Origin of the sequence: Methylobacterium sp. 13MFTsu3.1M2 (assembly GCF_900112625.1) — a bacterium.
In the GTDB taxonomy this organism is placed as follows: domain Bacteria; phylum Pseudomonadota; class Alphaproteobacteria; order Rhizobiales; family Beijerinckiaceae; genus Methylobacterium.
This window is the reverse complement of the sequence record NZ_FOMM01000032.1, coordinates 1-16,883: the sequence shown is the minus strand read 5'-3', so window position 1 is coordinate 16,883 and position 16,883 is coordinate 1. Positions and strand designations below refer to the sequence as shown.

17 protein-coding genes are annotated in these 16,883 nt (G+C 72.3%); 7 read left to right on the top strand and 10 right to left on the bottom strand.

All coding sequences use genetic code 11. The annotated features are described in order from the left end of the window. Positions 1 to 16: 16 nt before the first annotated feature. Positions 17 to 1,165, bottom strand: a complete 1,149-nt coding sequence (locus BM314_RS25915; RefSeq protein WP_091981212.1) for an NHL repeat-containing protein — start codon at positions 1,163 to 1,165, stop codon at positions 17 to 19. A gap of 283 nt (positions 1,166 to 1,448) precedes the next feature. Between BM314_RS25915 and BM314_RS25910 the strand changes: the two genes are divergently transcribed. Both BM314_RS25910 and BM314_RS25905 read left to right on the top strand, forming a co-directional pair. After that, the gene (locus tag BM314_RS25910; protein ID WP_091981209.1) at positions 1,449 to 2,228 is read left to right on the top strand and encodes an alpha/beta fold hydrolase; all 780 of its coding nucleotides are present in this window, start codon (positions 1,449 to 1,451) and stop codon (positions 2,226 to 2,228) included. Between the two features lie 182 nt (positions 2,229 to 2,410). Next, complete coding sequence (locus BM314_RS25905; RefSeq protein WP_091927586.1) at positions 2,411 to 2,824, top strand: thioesterase family protein; 414 nt, start codon at positions 2,411 to 2,413, stop codon at positions 2,822 to 2,824. Between the two features lie 68 nt (positions 2,825 to 2,892). Here the strand turns inward: BM314_RS25905 and BM314_RS31080 are convergent, their stop codons facing one another. The 5 genes from BM314_RS31080 to BM314_RS25880 form a co-directional block, all read right to left on the bottom strand. Beyond that, the gene (locus BM314_RS31080) at positions 2,893 to 3,189 is read right to left on the bottom strand and encodes a helix-hairpin-helix domain-containing protein (RefSeq protein WP_244540039.1); all 297 of its coding nucleotides are present in this window, start codon (positions 3,187 to 3,189) and stop codon (positions 2,893 to 2,895) included. A 541-nt stretch (positions 3,190 to 3,730) separates the two neighbouring features. After that, on the bottom strand, positions 3,731 to 4,678 hold the full coding sequence (locus BM314_RS25895; RefSeq protein WP_091981205.1) for a PDR/VanB family oxidoreductase: 948 nt from the start codon (positions 4,676 to 4,678) through the stop codon (positions 3,731 to 3,733). A 14-nt stretch (positions 4,679 to 4,692) separates the two neighbouring features. Next, positions 4,693 to 5,262, bottom strand: a complete 570-nt coding sequence (locus BM314_RS25890) for an MOSC domain-containing protein (RefSeq protein WP_091981271.1) — start codon at positions 5,260 to 5,262, stop codon at positions 4,693 to 4,695. Positions 5,263 to 5,282: 20 nt separating this feature from the next. Further along, positions 5,283 to 5,672 (bottom strand): RidA family protein, encoded by a 390-nt coding sequence (locus tag BM314_RS25885; protein ID WP_091981203.1) that lies wholly within the window; start codon positions 5,670 to 5,672, stop codon positions 5,283 to 5,285. Between the two features lie 93 nt (positions 5,673 to 5,765). Beyond that, entirely contained in the window at positions 5,766 to 7,040 is a 1,275-nt protein-coding gene (locus tag BM314_RS25880; RefSeq protein ID WP_170868189.1) for an MFS transporter, read from the bottom strand. 256 nt (positions 7,041 to 7,296) lie between these two features. On the opposite strand from BM314_RS25880, the gene BM314_RS25875 reads away from it, so the two are divergent. Continuing rightward, complete coding sequence (locus BM314_RS25875; protein WP_020096176.1) at positions 7,297 to 7,905, top strand: helix-turn-helix domain-containing protein; 609 nt, start codon at positions 7,297 to 7,299, stop codon at positions 7,903 to 7,905. A gap of 61 nt (positions 7,906 to 7,966) precedes the next feature. Here BM314_RS25875 and BM314_RS25870 read toward each other — a convergent pair whose 3' ends face one another. Together BM314_RS25870 and BM314_RS25865 are read right to left on the bottom strand one after the other, a co-directional pair. Continuing rightward, entirely contained in the window at positions 7,967 to 8,206 is a 240-nt protein-coding gene (locus BM314_RS25870) for an Lrp/AsnC ligand binding domain-containing protein (RefSeq protein WP_012329666.1), read from the bottom strand. A gap of 96 nt (positions 8,207 to 8,302) precedes the next feature. Beyond that, positions 8,303 to 9,088 (bottom strand): alpha/beta fold hydrolase, encoded by a 786-nt coding sequence (locus BM314_RS25865; protein WP_091981199.1) that lies wholly within the window; start codon positions 9,086 to 9,088, stop codon positions 8,303 to 8,305. Between the two features lie 126 nt (positions 9,089 to 9,214). Here BM314_RS25865 and BM314_RS25860 point away from each other — a divergent pair, with 126 nt between their 5' ends. From BM314_RS25860 to BM314_RS25850, 3 genes are all read left to right on the top strand, one after another. Beyond that, the gene (locus BM314_RS25860) at positions 9,215 to 9,847 is read left to right on the top strand and encodes a GntR family transcriptional regulator (protein WP_020096173.1); all 633 of its coding nucleotides are present in this window, start codon (positions 9,215 to 9,217) and stop codon (positions 9,845 to 9,847) included. 95 nt (positions 9,848 to 9,942) lie between these two features. After that, positions 9,943 to 11,466, top strand: a complete 1,524-nt coding sequence (locus BM314_RS25855) for an aldehyde dehydrogenase (protein WP_091981197.1) — start codon at positions 9,943 to 9,945, stop codon at positions 11,464 to 11,466. Between the two features lie 83 nt (positions 11,467 to 11,549). Beyond that, entirely contained in the window at positions 11,550 to 12,956 is a 1,407-nt protein-coding gene (locus BM314_RS25850) for an MFS transporter (RefSeq protein ID WP_091981195.1), read from the top strand. A gap of 46 nt (positions 12,957 to 13,002) precedes the next feature. Here BM314_RS25850 and BM314_RS25845 read toward each other — a convergent pair whose 3' ends face one another. Further along, positions 13,003 to 13,437, bottom strand: coding sequence for a YybH family protein (locus BM314_RS25845; RefSeq protein ID WP_091981193.1), 435 nt, complete (start codon positions 13,435 to 13,437; stop codon positions 13,003 to 13,005). 66 nt (positions 13,438 to 13,503) lie between these two features. Further along, positions 13,504 to 14,055, bottom strand: a complete 552-nt coding sequence (locus BM314_RS25840) for a lipocalin-like domain-containing protein (protein WP_244540038.1) — start codon at positions 14,053 to 14,055, stop codon at positions 13,504 to 13,506. Between the two features lie 408 nt (positions 14,056 to 14,463). Here BM314_RS25840 and BM314_RS25835 point away from each other — a divergent pair, with 408 nt between their 5' ends. Further along, positions 14,464 to 16,554, top strand: coding sequence for a prolyl oligopeptidase family serine peptidase (locus tag BM314_RS25835; RefSeq protein ID WP_091981188.1), 2,091 nt, complete (start codon positions 14,464 to 14,466; stop codon positions 16,552 to 16,554). Positions 16,555 to 16,883 lie beyond the last annotated feature (329 nt).

The window sequence follows — 16,883 nt, the reverse complement described above, 5'->3', positions numbered from 1 at the left end:
GGATCGGCCGCCGCGATCATCGCGCGCCGCCCTCCGGCAGGGCGGCGCGCTTGCGCAGCACCATGTCGCCCCGGAACAGGAACTTCTGCGCGCGCTTGCCGGTGTCGACCTCGGTGGTGAAGACGTTGCCCTTGGAGTCGATGGCGAGGTTGTGGACCCAGTGGAAGTCGCCGGCCATCCGGCCGTTGCGGCCGAAGCGGCCGAGGATCTCGCCGGTGTCGCGGCTCAGGGTGCGGACCTCGTTGTTGGCCCCGTCGGCGTTGAGCAGGTAGGTCTGGCGCTCGTCCGGCCACAGGGCGAGTTCCCAGACCGAGCCGTTGGCCCGGGTGTTCTTCTCGACGAACATCTCCTTCACGAAGGTGCCGTCCTTCCGGAACACCTGGATCCGGTCGTTGGTCCGGTCACACACGTAGACGAGGCCGTCGCGGGCAACCTGCACGCAGTGCACCGGGTTGGCGAATTGCTGGGACGGGGCCGCCGCCGGATCGTAGGGGCCGAGCTTGTCGTCGGTCGGCGGCTTGCCGTAGGCGCCCCACATCCGCTTGAACGCGCCGGTCTCCGCGTCGAACACGATGACGCGGTGGTTGTAGTAGCCGTCGGCCACGTAGAGCTCGTTCGTCTCCGGATCGACCATCATGCCAGCCGGCTTGCCGAGGCGGCTCGTGTCCCGGCTGTCGGTCTGCGGCCCCTGCTTGCCGATCTGCAGCACGAACTTGCCGTCCGGGGTGAACTTCAGGATCTGGCCGTCGGTGTCGCCGTTGCCGGCGAGCCATACGAAGCCCTTGTGGTCGACGTGGATGCCGTGCTCGTTCTGGGGCCACTGATAGCCCTCGCCCGGGCCGCCCCAGGACTTCACCAGGCGCCCGGCCTGGTCGAAGACGAGGACCGGGGGCGCCGGCTTGCAGCAGCGGGTGCGGGGCGGATCGAGGCTCGCGGCCTTCTCGTCGTCGGTGAGGGTGCGCGGCCGCTGGATCACCCAGACATTGTCCTGCGCGTCGACCGCGACGCCCGCCGCCTGACCCATGATCCAGTCGTTCGGCAGGCGCTGCGGCCAGGCCGGATCGACCTCGAAGCGCAGCGGCTCCTCGGCGAAGGCCGGAACGGCGAATGTCAGCACTGTCAGCGAGGCCGCAGCCGTCAGCCGACGCAGCACGCGTCGCAGCATCTCGGTTTCCTCTCCCGGTTTTTACTCAATTCGTGCCGCCATGAGAGGCTGAAAGGCCGCCCTCGTCCAGCATCGCGCAGCATATCCGGGTAACATCCCGGGACGCTTGCGCCCGGATGTGCCCGTCCGCGCGCGGTCCCGGCCGCCGCCGGGTCGCGCCGAGATGCGCGCCGAGATGCGCGCCGAGATGCGCCTTGGGCGGCCCGAGGCTGTATCCTTCCCGCGCCGACGGCGAACAGGGACGGTACGTCCCGCATCGACGAGTCCGGATGGAGGCGCCCCCATGATGACGCGCAGAACGCTGACCCGCACCCTTGCCGCCGGCGCGGCCACCGCGCTGCTGCCCGGACCGGCCACCGCCCAGGACCTCCCGCGGGCGCGCAACGTCGTGCTGGTCCACGGGCTGTTCGCCGACGGGTCGTGTTGGTCGGAGGTGATCCCGCACCTGCAGGCGGCCGGCCTCTCCGTCACCTCCGTGCAGAATCCGCTGACCACCCTCGCGGAAGCGGTGGCCTCGGCGCAGCGCGTGCTGGCCCGCCAGGAGGGACCGACCGTCCTCGTCGGCCACTCGTTCTCCGGCATGATCGTGACCGAAGCCGGGATCGACCCGAAGGTCTCGGCGCTGGTCTACGTGGCGGCGCGGGCGCCGGACGCGAACGAGGATTACGCGGCGCTGGCGAAGGCCTACCCGACCCCGCCCGCCTCGGCCGGCATCGTGTTCGACGGCGACGAGGGGCGCCTGAGCGAGGCGGCGTTCCTGCGGGATTTCGCGGGCGACCTGCCGGTGGAGAAGGCGCGGGTGCTGCTCGCGGTCCAGCAGCCGTTCCGCAAGGCCCTGCTGACGGGACGGACCACCCAGGCCGCCTGGCGCTCGAAGCCGAGCTTCTACGCGGTGTCGACCGAGGATCGGACCATCGACCCGGACCTCGAACGGTTCATGGCCAAGCGCATGAACGCGCGGACCGTCGAGCTCCGGGCGAGCCACCTGTCCCTGATCTCGCGCGCTCCGGATATCGCGGACCTCATCCTTGAGGCGGCCGGCCAGCCCCGCCGTCGGCGCTGACCGGACGCGGCTCGCTTGCGGGCGCTCGTCCCTCCCCACGGTTCCCGGTCCGGGGTTCCCGTGCCGGGCCGGGCGGCGGGGAGGGGGCTGGGCTGCGTGCGGCGAAGGTCCCGGGATGTCCGGACGCGGTCCCTCAGCCCTACCTATCGGTCATCGGGCCGAAACGGATCTGGAGCGCGCGCATGCAGGACATCCCGTTGGGGGCGAAGGGGAGCTTCGCCATGCTGGTCGGGCCGTCACATCTGGCCAGCCAGTTCAAGGACAACATCCTGCCGCCGGTCTTCGCCACGCCGATGATGGTCCTGATCATGGAGAACGCGGCGCTGAACGCCGTCCGCCAGTACCTCGATCCCGGCGAGAGCGCCGTCGGGACCAAGGTGGACGTGACCCACATGGCGGCGACGCCGGTCGGGCACCGCGTCCGGGCGGAAGCCGAGGTGGTCGGCGTCGCCGGACGCCAGATCCAGTTCCGCGTCGCGGCCTGGGACGAGTCGGAGCAGATCGGGGCCGGGACGCACGAGCGGATGATCGTCGACATCGAGCGGCTCGGCAAACGTCTCGCCGCCAAGCAGCCCGCCCCGTCGAAGCGCGCGTAGCGTCCGGGCCGTGGCCCCTGGCACCGTGGGACCGGCGAGCCCGGCTCGGTGCCGACGGGCTTCGACCCTCAATCCGGGCGGCCCGCGCCAGCGGACTCGGTCTGCCGCACCGCGACGGCAGCCCTGATCGCCTCGTAATCGGCCTTCTTCAGGACACGCCGGGTCACGAGATCCTCCGGGGAGCCGTAGGGCCGGAACGCGACGATCCGGCGCCCGATCATGCCGGCCCCGAGGGCGTTCAGCTCCTCGACGGACGCCGTGTTGAGGTCGACGCCCTGGCCCGGAGAGGCCGGCGGCTGGCCGGAGCCCGGCGCGCCCTCGACCTGCTGCGGCGGCGCCGCCGGCTTCGCCACCCCGCTCGCCACGGGGGCATCCGGCGATGCGGGCGGCGATGCGGGCGGGGTTGCCGCCAGGGACGACGGGGGGGCGGCTGTCGCGTTCCGCGGTGCTGGGGCGACGCGCGGGGCGGATCCGGCGTTCGGCCCCGGATAGACGGACCGGATGGCCTCGCCCTGCGGGTCGATCCCGGATCGGTCCTGCTTGGACACGGGAATCGGTGTGGACGCCTGCCTGTCGCGGCTCGCGTGAGGGCGGGGCCCGTAGGAGATCCAGAGGCCCGCCAGGACGACTGCGGCCGCCGCCAGACCGGCGCTGATGGACAGCGTGGATCGGCTCATTCTCACAACCTCCTCTTGGCGGGCGGGGCACTGCCCCACGGCGATGGCACTGTCGAGGCGGGCTAACCCAGCCCGAGCGGCATCGCCATCCGCCGCGTGAGGTTCGCTGATCCGAATCGTGCGGCGCGCTGGCGCAGCTCACGGTCGCGCGGGCCGCGCGGCGAGGCGGCCGGCGTCGTCGCCCGCGCGGGGCCGCACGTCTGATAACGCCGCAGCGCGGGTCCGGCCGTCAGAGCTCGAGCGTCACGGCGTCCCGCGCGCGCGAGACGCAGGGCATCATGCGGCTCCGGCGCTTGGCGAGCGGCAGGACCGCGTCGCGGTGGAGGACCGCGCCGTCGCGATAGCCGCACTCGCAGGCGCCGCAGACGCCGAGCTCGCAGGAGGAGGGCAGGTCGAGCCCCGCGCCGCGCAGCACGTCGAGCAGCGATCGGTCGGCGGGCACGTGGAGCACCTGCCCGGTGGAGGCGATGCGCGCCTCGAACGGCTCCGGGACGAAGCCCTCGTCGCGCAGCGGCTCGAAATGCTCGCTGTGCACCCGCTCGGCGGCCCAGCCCCGCGCGACCAGGCCCTCCTGGACCGCGTCCATGAGGCGCCGCGGCCCGCAGGCGTAGGCGTGGGTCCCGGTCTCGGCCGGGCCGAGGGCGTCGGGGTCGCAGCGCTGCCCCTCGGACCCGAACCAGCACCGGAGGCGCGGCCCGCAGACCGCCCGCACCGCTGCCAGCAGCGGCGCCGCCTCGGGGGAGGGGGCGCAGAGGTGGAACGCGAACTCCGCCCCCGACGCGGCGAGCGCGCGCGCCATGGCGAGCAGGGGCGTCACCCCGATCCCGCCGGCCACGAGCAGGTGGCGGCGCGCCTCGGGGTCGAGGGGGAAGTTGTTGCGGGGCGCCGAGACGTGGGCGAACGCCCCGGGCGCGAGCGTCTCGTGCGCCCAGGCCGAGCCGCCCCGGCCGGCCGCCTCCCGCTTGATCGCGATCTCGTAGCGGCTCCGGTCGGCCGGATCGCCGCACAGCGAGTACTGTCGCACCCGCCCGTCCGGCAGGCGCAGGTCGACGTGGGCGCCGGCCGTCCAGGCGGGGAGTTCCGGGCGCGCGGGATGGACCAGACCGAGGTGCAGCACCTCCGGCGTCGTCGCGACCGCGTCGGCGACGCGCAGCTTCATGATCAGGCGGGCCGTCATCGCGCGCAGCTCCGTCAGTCCAGCAGCGCGATCGCGTCGCCGGGCCGGATCACGCCGCCGCTCTCGATCCCGCAGTTCAGGCCCGAGCGGTTGTAGAGCGGCAGGTAGACCGGCATTCCGAGCAGCTCCTCGAGATAGCGGCAGGGGAAGTTGAGGCGCCCGCCCCGCAGGATCACCGCGCCGACCCGGAAGCGCCGGCCGACCAAGTGGTTGAGCGGCACGCCGCGCACCGTGAGGTTGCGCCGATGGTCCCCCGGCAGGAGGCGCAGCGGCCCCTCCTGCAGCGGCGGGTCGTTGCGGTTGAGGGCGTCGAGGGCCTCCTGCTCGATCAGCGTGACCTCGCGCACGTCGGGCTTGGGCGAGTAGGTGCCGGTGCCGAGGAAGTAGCGGTCGCCCTCGATCCCGCGGCCGGCCACGCACACGGCCTCGGACACCTCCTCCATCTCGTAGCTCGCCGCGGGGGCGATGTGGATGTGGGTCAGGTTGCCGACCCAGCCGGCGGCGCCGCCCGGAACCCGGACGGCGGCCGATCCGGCCGCGTGCGCGAAGGCCTCGACCATGCGGGGTGCGGTCTCGCCGGTCATCGTGCTGGTCGCCTCGGTTGTCATGCGGCCTCCGTGGCGAGCGCGATCGCCTCGATCTCGACCCGGGCGTCGCGCGGCAGGCGCGCGACCTCGACCGTGGAGCGGGCCGGGGCCTCGCCCGGGAAGTGCTCGGCGTAGACCGCGTTCATCGCGGCGAACTCCGCCATGTCCTTGAGGAACACGGTCGTCTTCACGACGCTCGCGAGGCTGGCGCCGCCCGCCTCAAGGACGGCGGCGAGGTTGGCGAGGGAGCGCCGGGTCTGCGCCTCGATCCCCTCCGGGAACGCGCCGGTGGCGGGATCGATCGGCAGCTGTCCGGAGGCGAAGACCAGCCCGCCGGCCCGGATCCCCTGTGCGTAGGGCCCGACCGCCGGGGCGGCCTTCTCGGTGCGTATGGTGTGCTTCGTCATGCGGTCGATCTCGCGTCGGTCTGTTTCAGATAGTGGACGATAATCCACTGTATGGGAAGCCGCCGTGCGCGTCCGGGGCGGCGGCTCATCCGGTCAGTCGATCGGCTTGCGCGCCGTCTCCGGGGCGAGGAGCGTCGCCGTCAGGGTGATGCAGGCGAGGGCGATCAGGTAGACGGAGATCGGCCAGGTCGCGCCGGAACTCCAGCCCAGCAGGGCCGCGGCGATCAGCGGGGTGAAGCCGCCGCTGAGGGCCGCGCCCACCTGGAAGCCCAGCGAGGCGCCGCTGTAGCGCAGGCGCGCGTCGAACAGCTCTGACATCCAGGCGGCGCCGGTGGCGAACATGATCCCCTGGCCGAAGCTCAGGGCCACCGCGACGGTCAGGGTGATGATCGTCGGGTCGCGCGTGTCGAGCAGGGTGAACAGCGGGAACGCGAAGGCGATCGAGAACAGGCAGGCGGCGACGAACAGGGTCCGGCGGCCGTAGTGGTCCGACAGCCAGCCGAAGGCCGGCAGGGTGAAGAGCTCGATCACCGCCGCCACCAGGATGCCGTTCAGGATGATGCTGCGCGACAGCCCGAGCTGGCCGGTCACGTAGGAGATCGAGAACACGGTCACGACGCTGACGTAGGCGATCTCGGAGACCTTGAGGCCCACGGCCTTCAGGAAGGTGCGCGGGTGCTCGGTGAGGATCTCCATGACCGGCAGCCGCGCCACGGCTGACCGCCGCTTCACTCGCTGGAACGCGGGCGTCTCGTGCAGGCGCAGGCGGATGAACAGCCCGAGGCCGACCAGCAGCGCGCTGGCCAGGAACGGGATCCGCCAGCCCCAGGCGAGGAAGTCCGCCTCCGGCAGGAAGCCGCACAGCGCGAAGGCCCCGATCGACGCGATGACGCCGAGGGGGTAGCCGAGCTGGACGATGCTGCCGAAGAAGCCGCGCCGCTCCGCCGGGACGCTCTCCACCACCATCAGGACCGCGCCGCCCCACTCGCCGCCGATCCCGATGCCCTGGACCAGGCGCAGCGCCACGAGCAGGATCGGGGCCCAGATGCCGATCTGCGCGTAGGTCGGCAGGCACCCGATCAGGAACGTGCCGAGGCCCATGATGATGATGGTCAGGGACAGCATCGCCTTGCGGCCGATCTTGTCGCCGAAATGCCCGAAGATGACGCCGCCGAGGGGGCGCGCGAGGAAGCCCACCGCGTAGGAGCCGAACGCCGCGATGGTGCCGACCAGCGGGTCGAAGCTCGGGAAGAACAGCTTGTTGAACACGAGCGCCGTGGCCGTCCCGTAGATCAGGAAGTCGTACCATTCGACCGTCGTGCCGATGACGCTCGACCAGACGATCTGGCGCCGGTCGGCGACCGGCACCGGGCCGGCATCGGGAGCCGGGGACGCCTCAAGGGGCAACGCGGTATCGGCCACGGCACATCCTCCACTGTGATGGATAAAAATCCATTCTTGTGGAGGCAAGCGGCGTGCCAGCCCGGCGACGCGCGTTTCGGAGTGCGCTTCGGCGCAAGGTGCGGCGCAAGGTGCATTTCGGCAGCCCCTGCGTTAGGCGGGGGCGACTCTCTCGGTGCCGCGCCCGGTTGCGCGGCCCGGACGCGGGCGCGGAAGACGGGGCATGACGGCGAGGACGATCATCGGGGCGGACCCGGCAGCGACGGAGACGTCCCCGCAGATCCACATCGCCGAGGAGATCCGGCGGCGCCGCCGGGAGCAGGGCCTGTCGCTGGAGACGCTGGCGGCGCGCTCGGGCGTCAGCCGCTCGATGATCTCGAAGATCGAGCGCTCCGAGGCCGTGCCGTCGACGGTGGTGCTGTCCCGCCTCGCGGAGGCGCTCGGCGTCACCTTCTCGCGGCTGATGGCGCCCGCGACGGAGCGCGAGATCCTGGTGATCCCGGCGAGCCGCCAGCCGATCCTGCGCGACGAGGCGTCCGGCTACCTGCGGCGCTGCATCTCGCCGGTCCTGCCCGGGCGGGGCATCGACTGGGTGCTCAACACGCTGCCGCCGGGCGCCAGCACCGGCGAGTTCACCGCCCATCGCCGCGGCGTGTCCGAGTACATCTACGTCCTGCGCGGCCGCCTGCGGGCGGTGATCGGCGAGCGCGCGGTCATCATGGAGACCGGCGACAGCCTGTATTTCGAGGCCGATGCCGGGCACGCCTTCACCAATGTCGGCACGGAGGCGTGCGAGTACTTCCTGGTGATCGACCCGTCGCGCGTCCGCTGAGTCGGGGCGCGCCGGACGTTCGCGGCGCGCGGCCTCCGCGCGACGGGCGCGGTCGGGCGCGTCAGTGGAAGGCCTTGAAGGCGATGATCGTCTCGGAATCCTTCACGCCGTCGAGGCGCAGGAGGAAGTCGTTCACGAACAGCCCGATATCGACGCCGTTGTCCACGTGGAACTTGGCCATGATGTCGAACCGTCCGGCCGTGGAGTAGATCTCGGACGCGATCTCCATCGCGACGAGCGCGTCGGACACGGCGTAAGTCTTGCCGATCTCGCATTTGATCTGCACGAAAAATGTCTTCATGTCCGTCTCGCTGGATGGCGCGCCGCCGCGGCCGCGCGGATCGGGGCCGCCGACCCCGCCGGAGCGGCCGAACCTAGCACCGTTCCGCGCGTCCGCTCAGGCGGCACCCGGCCGGAGAAACGCCAGGACCTCGCGAGCGAACAGCTCGGGGGCCTGGAGCTGCGGGACGTGGGCGCAGTCCGGCAGCGTCACGAACCGCGCGTCCGGCAGCCCGGCCGCGAGCTCGCGCGCCATGGCCGGCGGGGTCGCCTCGTCCTCCTCCCCGACGAGCACCAGCGCAGGCGCGCGGATCTCGGAGAGGCGCGCGCGCAGGTCGAGGCCGGCCAGGGCCGCGCAGGCCGCCCGGAACACGTCGACGTCCGTGCGCAGGAAGGCGGCCCGGCGCTCGGCCATCAGGTCCGGGTGCGCGGCCTGGAACGCCGGCGCGAACAGCCGGCGCATGGCCGTGTCGGCGATCGCCGCGAGCCCCTTCTCGGCCGCCGCGCCGGCCATGCCGCGGAACGCGGCCCGGCCGGGCTCCGGGAAGCAGGCGCCGCAATCGGCGAAGACGAGCCGGTCGAAGAGGTCGGGGTGGCGCAGGGCGCAGAGCAGCAGCACGAAGCCGCCGTAGCCGTTGCCCAGCCCGGCCGCCGGTCGGCCCCCGGCCGCCGCGCGCAATGCCGCGCCGACCCGGTCGGCGACGGCCTCGAGGCCGCCCGGCGCGGGCGCGGAGGCGCCGAACCCGGGCAGGTCGGGGAGAAGGAGCCGGAAGTCGCGGCCGAGCGCCGGGGTGACCCGGTCGAAGCTCGTCCGGTCGGCGAGCAGCGAGTGCAGCAGGACGAGGGGCGGGCCCTCGCCGGACAGGGTCACCGCGACTTGGCCATCCGCGAACATCGCCTGCATCCGAGACCTCCCCCGCCGCCTCTGCCGGCGGCTCCACGACGCTGTCGCATCCGACGCGTTCGCTCGCAATCCGGTTGACGTGATATTTCACGAATGGCAGCATGTGTCGATCGAACGAGGCCGTGCGTGCTGCTCCGAGACAACATCTACGCGGCGATCCGCGCCGACATCCTGGCCTGCGTCCTGCGCCCCGGCGCGGAGGTGCGCGAGCAGGAACTGGCCCAGCGCTACGCCGTGAGCCGGCAGCCGGTCCGGGAGGCGCTGCTGCGCCTGGAGCGCGAGCGGCTCGTCACGGTTCACGCGCGTCAGGGATATCAGATCAACGCGATTTCGGTGGCGGACGCGCGTGATCTGCTGCGCATGCGCCTCGCCCTGGAGCCGGCCTGCGCGGCCGAGGCCGCGGCCGGCGCGCCCGCTTCCGTCCTGGCGTCCCTCGACGCGTTCCGCGCCGTCGCGGACGGCGCCGACTTCATCGCGGAGAACCGCGCCTTCCACATCGCCCTCGCCGAGGCGTCGGGGAACCGCCGCATGGCCGCGACCGTGCGCGACCTCGTCGAGCAGGCGGACCGGCTCGTCCGGGTCAGCCTCGACGGCATCCGCGGGCGCGACCCGGCGCAGCTGGTGGACGAGCACGCCGCCATCATCGACGCCGTGCAGCGGCGCGACGGGCGCGGGGCGCGCCGCCTCGTGCGCGCGCACGTCGCCCAGGCCGAGCGCCGCATCCTGACCGCCCTGGAACGCAGCGCGATCGTCCTCTGAACGAGCCCGCGCCCGGCGCGGAGCCGAGGGACGCGGTCGAACACGACACCGGGCCCGACCCGGCCCGACTACGGACCCGACACGGGAGAGACGCCATGACCCTGCACGCGCCGGAACCGACCGTCGAGACACGGGGCAACTTCATCGACGGGCGCGAGGTCGAGGCCGGCGACGGGACGCTGATCGACGTGCGCAATCCCGCCACCGGCGCGGTGATCGCCCGGATCCCCAATTCGGGGCCGGCCGACGTCGACCGGGCGATGCGCGCGGCCCGGGCGGCCTTCGAGGGCCGGGAATGGGGCGGGATGGACATCCGGGCGCGCGCCCGGCTGGTGAACCGGCTCGCCGACGCGTTCGAGGCCAACCTCGACACGCTCTACCGGCTGGAGACCACCAACAACGGCCGGCCGGTCAACGAGACCCGGGCGCAGCTCTCGCGGCTGCCGGACTTCTTCCGCTACTTCGCGGGCGTGGCGCTGGCGCGGCGCGACGACGTCATCCCGGTCGAGGGCAACTACCTCAACTACACCCGCCGCACCCCGATCGGCGTGGTGGCGAACTGCACGCCGTTCAACCACCCGCTGATGATCCTGTGCAAGTCGCTGGCGGTCGTGCTCGCCACCGGCTGCACCACAGTGGTGAAGCCCTCCGAGTACACGCCGCTCACGACACTGAAGCTCGCGCAGATCTTCACCGAGGCCGGCCTGCCGCCGGGCGTGTTCAACATCGTGCTGGGGCTCGGCGCCTCCACCGGCAAGGCGCTGGCCGAGCACGGCGACATCAACAAGCTCGTGCTCACCGGCGGCACCGAGGCCGGCCGGATCGCCGGCTCCGCGGCCGCGAAGGTCTTCGCCCACCAGACCATGGAGCTCGGCGGCAAGACCCCCGTGATGGTGTTCGACGACTTCGACGTCGAGCGGGCGGTGAATTACGCGGCCTTCGGCGCCTTCATCGGCGCCGGCCAGACCTGCGTGTGCGGCAGCCGCCACCTCGTCCAGGCCTCGATCTACGACGAGTTCGTCGAGCGGCTCGCCGCCAAGACCGCCGCGATCCGCCTCGGCGACCCCTTCGACCCGGCGACCCAGCTCGGGCCGGTCATCTCCGAGCGCCAGCGGGACCGCGTCCTCGCCTATGCCGGCTACGGCCGGGACCAGGGCGCCCGCGCGGTGGCGGGCGGGCAGGCGGCCCGGGTGCCGGGCTTCGAGGGCGGCTACTTCGTGGAGCCCACCGTGTTCGCGGACGTCACCGCCGACATGCGCATCTTCCAGGAGGAGGTGTTCGGGCCCTTCACCAGCGTCACCCGCTTCGAGGACGAGGCCGACGCGCTCCGGCTGGCCAACGACTCGCCCTTCGGCCTCGCCGCGGCCGTGCGCACCCGCGACGTCGCCCGGGCCCACCGGGTGGCGCACGCGGTCAAGGCCGGCATCGTCTGGATCAACGACCACCACCGCCTCGACCCGGCCTCGCCCTGGGGCGGGGTCGGCGACAGCGGGCTCGGCCGCGAGTGCGGGATCGAGAGCTTCAACGACCATTTCGACGTGAAGAGCGTAATGGTCGCCACCGGCGACGGGCCCTTCGACTGGTACCGCGACACGGCCGGCCAGCGCCGCCTGAACTGACGACCGGCGGCGCGGGGGATGCGAGGTCCGCGCCAGACGGACCCCTTCCGCGCCGGCCCCGAACCCGAGGAAGGAAACGCCCCATGTCCGAAGCCGTGAGCCCGGCGGTCAACGCCGGAGGCCGCCTCGACCGCCTGCCGATCGGCCCGTTCCACCGCCGCATCATGTGGCTGATCGGGATCGGCATGTTCTTCGACGGGTTCGACATCTACATCGCCGCCACCGTGCTCGGCGCGACCCTGAAGAGCGGCTTCTCGACCCTGCCGCAGAACGCGTGGTTCGTCTCGGCCACCTTCGTGGGGATGATGGCGGGCTCGTTCCTGACGGGCTTCTTCGGCGACCGCTACGGGCGGCGCTTCACCTACCAGGCCAACCTCCTGGTCTTCGGGCTGGCCGCCATCGGGGCGGCCTTCGCGCCCAACATGACGGTGCTGATCGTGCTCCGCTTCATCATGGGCGTGGGGCTCGGGGCCGAGAACGTCGTGGGCTACTCGACCATGACCGAGTTCGTGCCGGCACGCTCGCGCGGGCGCTTCCTCGGCCTCATGGCGGTGTTCGTCGTCACGGGCCTGCCGGCCGCCTCCCTGATCGGCTACCTGATCATCCCGACCTTCGGCTGGCGGGCGATGTTCGCGCTGGGCGGCCTCGGGGCGCTCGCCGTCTGGTACGCCCGCAAGAGCCTGCCGGAATCGCCGCGCTGGCTCGAGGCCGTGGGGCGCCACGCCGAGGCCGAGGCGCTGATGCGCGCGATCGAGGCCGAGGCGGGCCGCGGCGCGCCGCTGCCGCCCGCCGCCGCCGCGGCGCCCGTCACGCAGCTCGGGCTCGCCGCCCTGTTCCGGCCGCCGCTGCTGTCGCGGCTGCTTCTGGGCTGCCTGTGCCTCGTGGTGATCAACACCCTGCTGTACGGCTTCGTGACCTGGCTGCCGACCTTCTTCATCCGGCAGGGCCTCCCGGTGGCGACATCCTTCGGCTACGCGCTGCTGATGGGGCTCGGCGCGCCGGTGGGCAGCGCCATCGGCGCCCTGACCGCCGACCGCTGGGGCCGCAAGCCGACGATCATCGGCGCCTCGGCGGCGGCCATCCTGTTCGGGATCCTCTACCCGATGACCCTGGACCCGGTCCTGCTGCCGCTGGTCGGCTTCGGGCTGACGGTGCCGATCTACGTGCTGGTGGCCCTGCTGTTCGGGATCTACATCCCCGAGCTGTTCCCGACCGAGGTGCGCCTGCGGGCGTCGGGCCTGTGCAACACGGTCGGGCGCGGGGCGACCATCGTGACGCCCTTCCTGGTCGTGACCCTGTTCGAGACCTACGGCATCGCGGGCGTGACCGGCCTGATGATCGGGCTGCTCGCCCTGCAGATCGTGGCGGTCGCGGCGTTCGGCGTCGAGCCGCGCAGCCAGAGCCTGGAGAGCCTGGAGGCCGGCGTGGCGCCGGCCGAGGGCGGCCCGGCCGCCCGGGCGCGGGGCACGGTTCCGCGCCCGATCCACTGAGACCGGGAGGCGCTCCGCCCGGCCGTCCCCCGGCTGGGCGGAGCGATCAGTTCCAGGTGTGCAGGACCGTGCGCCAGGCGCCGTCGCGCTTCTCCAGCACGTTCACCCAGTTGCCCTCGAGCTTCTTCTTCGCGCCCCCGTCCCCGGGGCCGGTCATCTCCCAGCGGCCGGACACGATGAGCAGGTTGTCCTTCGGCAGCGCGGATTTGACCGTCGTCTTGTGCTCGTCCCATCCCTTCGCCTTCAGCCCGGCGAAGAACTTCTGGATGCCGTCGCTGGTCTGCGGCGCGCCCTTCGTGACGACGATCGCGTCGGGCGTGTAGAGCTTGGCCAGCGCGTCCATGTCGCCGCCGTTATACGCCGCGTCCCACTGGCTCGCGGCGCTCTGCGCGTCGGCCTGGACGGTGTCCGCCCGGCACAGGCTCGGCGTCATCAGGGCGACAGCGAATACGGTCGCGTGCAGGACGTGGGGGCGCAGCATGTCTTCCTCCATCGTGAAGTGTTCTGGTCGATCACGGTGCGAAGGCGCGGGAGCTCCGGATCTTGACTAAGGGTACTTCTCCCAGGTGAGCGTGATGACGCTCATCCTGCCGTCGACGTTGAACTTGAACGGCACCGTCGTGAGGACGAGCCGCCCGTTCTCCTGCGCGACGTGCCGGACCTGGGAGGTCCCGGTCCAGGCCTCGTTCCAGGACGTGTCGATGTCGTGGACGATCCGGTCGCCCTCGAGCCGGTAGGTCCCGGCATAGGCGAAGAAGGTCTTGTGGAGCTTGATCCGGTCCGCGTCGGACATCTTGTCGTTGGCGATCGGCCGCTCCCGGCCTTCGTGGGCGCAGACCACCATCATGCGCCCGTCGCGGCCGTAATGGATCCAGCCGGTCGGCTTCGGGCCGCCATAGGCTTCGATGGTCTCGCCCGTGTCCACGATCCGGCGCGTGGCCGCGGCGAGGCGCCAGGTCCCGACGACCGCGTCCGCGTCCACCGCCCACCCGGGCGAGATGCCGAGACAACCCGAGACCAGGACGGCGGCGCCCGCGACGCCGACCATCGCCGCCTCGGCGAGCCGAGACCTGCGCAACCCCTGTTCGACGACGCGCATCGCAGCGACCCCCGGTAAGGCCATGGGGACTCAGAGCACGAACCAGACCGTACGCGACCGAACCATCATTGAATACCATGATCGGTGCGAATGCAAGGCATATGTGCTGATTTGATAAAAGCGAAAACAGTCAAAGATCTGATATGGTCCGAATTGAGCTGGAAAGATAAGTATAGATGCGCCGGAGAGACCTGCGCGGCCTGCCGGCCGAGTCGACGGCGCGCGGGGGCGACGTTCGGGAGGGGGATCGGCCGCCCGCATGCGGAAACGTCCTGATCCGCGTGACCGGATCGTCCACTCCACCTGCGCGAGGCGTGCGAACATCTGCGCGTCCGAGACGATTGACCGCTCATCGGGAGAATGCCGTGCGCCTATCGAGGGTGGCGCGCAGGGGCTACGCTCCCACTGATGTCCGTGGTAACCGACCCCCACCCCGACCCCAGGCCGACCCTCGCGCGGCCCGACGACGATCCATACCTCTGGCTGGAGGAGGTCGACGGGCCCGACGCGCTCGCCTGGGTCGAGGCACGCAACGCGGAGACGCTCGCCCGCTACGGCGATGCCGGCTTCCTCCGCGACCGCGACATCGCCCGCGCGCTTCTCGACCGGCCGGACCGCATCCCGTTCGTCCAGCGCTTCGGCACCTGGCTCTACAATTTCTGGACGGACGGCGCGCATCCGCGCGGCCTGTGGCGGCGCGTCGACGCGGCCGGTTACCGCGCCGCGGTCCCGGACTGGGAGATCCTGCTCGATCTCGACCATCTCGCGGCGACTGAGGGCGAGGACTGGGTCTGGGCCGGGGCGACGATCCTCAGGGACGCGCTCGATCGCGCCCTCGTGCGCCTCAGCCGCGGCGGCAAGGACGCGGCCGTGATCCGCGAGTTCGATCTGGACACCCGCACCTTCGTGGCCGACGGTTTCGTCCTGCCCGAGGGCAAGGGCGGCGCGACGTGGCTCGATCGCGAGACGGTGCTCCTGTCGAGCGCCCTCGGCCCGGGCATGGCCACGCGGTCCGGTTACGCGCGCACCGTCCGGCTCTGGCCGCGCGGCACGGACCCGCGCGACGCGTCCGTCCTGTTCGAGACCGCCGAGACCAGCATGGCGGTCTGGGGCGCGTCCGACCGGCAGGCCGGGACCGAGCGGATCACGGTCGTCGAGCAGCTCGGCTTCTTCGACGCGGCTGTCCATATCGGCGATCGCGGCGGCCTGCGCGCGCGCCTCGACCTGCCCACGCATGCCGGGGTCCAACTGCACCGCGACCACCTGTCCGTGCGGCTGCGGCGGCCCTGGACGGTGGACGGCGTCGCGCACGACACCGACACGGTGCTGGCGATCGCGCTCCCCGACCTGCTGGCGGGAGGTCGCGCCTTCACGGTCCTCTGGCAGCCGGACGCGCGGCTCGCCCTGCAGAGGGTGTTCTGGTCGGCCGGGCGGCTGATCGTGGACGTGCTCGAGGACCTGCGTCCCACCTACCGGGTCTTCGAGCCGGGGCCGGGCGGCTGGACCGAGCGGCCCCTCGCGGGGTTGCCCGCCCTGGGTTCCGTCCATCTCTGGCCCCTCGACGGCGATCCGGAGCGGGCGGACGGAGCCCTGCTGGCGCTGGCCCACGATCCGGTGACGCCGCCGGCGCTGCTCGCCTTCCCGCCCGCGCTCGACGCCCCGGCCGTCCTGCGTCGGGCGCCCCCGGCCTTCGACGCGCGCGGCATCCGGGTGACGCGCCACGAGGCCATGTCGGCGGACGGGACGCGCGTTCCCTACGTTCAGGTCGGGCCGGAAGCCGAGACCGGTGCGGCCCCCGTCTACCTGACGGCCTATGGCGGGTTCGGGCTCTCGCGCCTGCCGGATTACCAGCCCGTGCTGGGCAAGCTCTGGCTGGAGCGCGGCGGCACCTGCGTGACCGCCAACATCCGCGGCGGCGGCGAGTTCGGCACCCGCTGGCACCACGCGGGCCGGCGCGAGGGCAAGGCCCGGGCGCACGACGACTTCGCCGCGGTGGCCGCCGATCTCGTCGCCCGCGGCGTGACGCGGCCGGGGCGGATCGCGGCCGAGGGCGGCTCGAACGGAGGCCTGCTGATCGCCAACATGCTCACCCGCTACCCGGAGCGGTTCGGGGCGCTGGCCTGCACGATCCCGCTGATCGACATGCGCCGCTACACGAAGCTCCTGGCCGGCGCGAGCTGGATCGGGGAGTACGGCGATCCGGACGACCCGCAGGACTGGGCGTTCCTGTCCGGCATCTCCGCCTACCACGCCGCCGAGGCCGGGCGGGCCTACCCGCCGATCCTGCTGGCCACGAGCCGCGGCGACGACCGGGTCCATCCCGGCCACGCGCGGAAGATGGCGCAGAAACTCCGCGTCCTCGGCTGCGACGTCGCCTTCTACGAGCCCGCGACCGGCGGGCACGGCGCCGGCAAGGACAGCGAGCAGACGGCGGCGTTCCGGGCGCTGGGGCTCACCTTCCTGCGCCGCGCCATCGGATGGGATGACCCGGTCGCGTGAGCGCGGCCTCGACCCGAACCGCGGCATCGTCCGGGTCCGCATACGGGAACGGCGGGGCTCTCGCCCCGCCGCTCACGCCGTCCGTTCGGGCAGTCCGTCGCCCGGGCGGCCCCGAGGGCCGCCGCGGCTCAGAAGCCCATCAGCACCCCGGCCGAGCCGGTCACCGTCATCGCGAGGCCGCCCAGGAAGGCGCCGATCATCGCGTAGGAGAAGCCCTTCAGGACCATGTCGTGCACTCCTTTCATCAAGCGGCGGGTCCTCAGCCGGACCCGGTCGGTTCGTCTGCAATGATGATGCCGGATCGGCCGGGCGCGTGCGGTGCGAAGAGT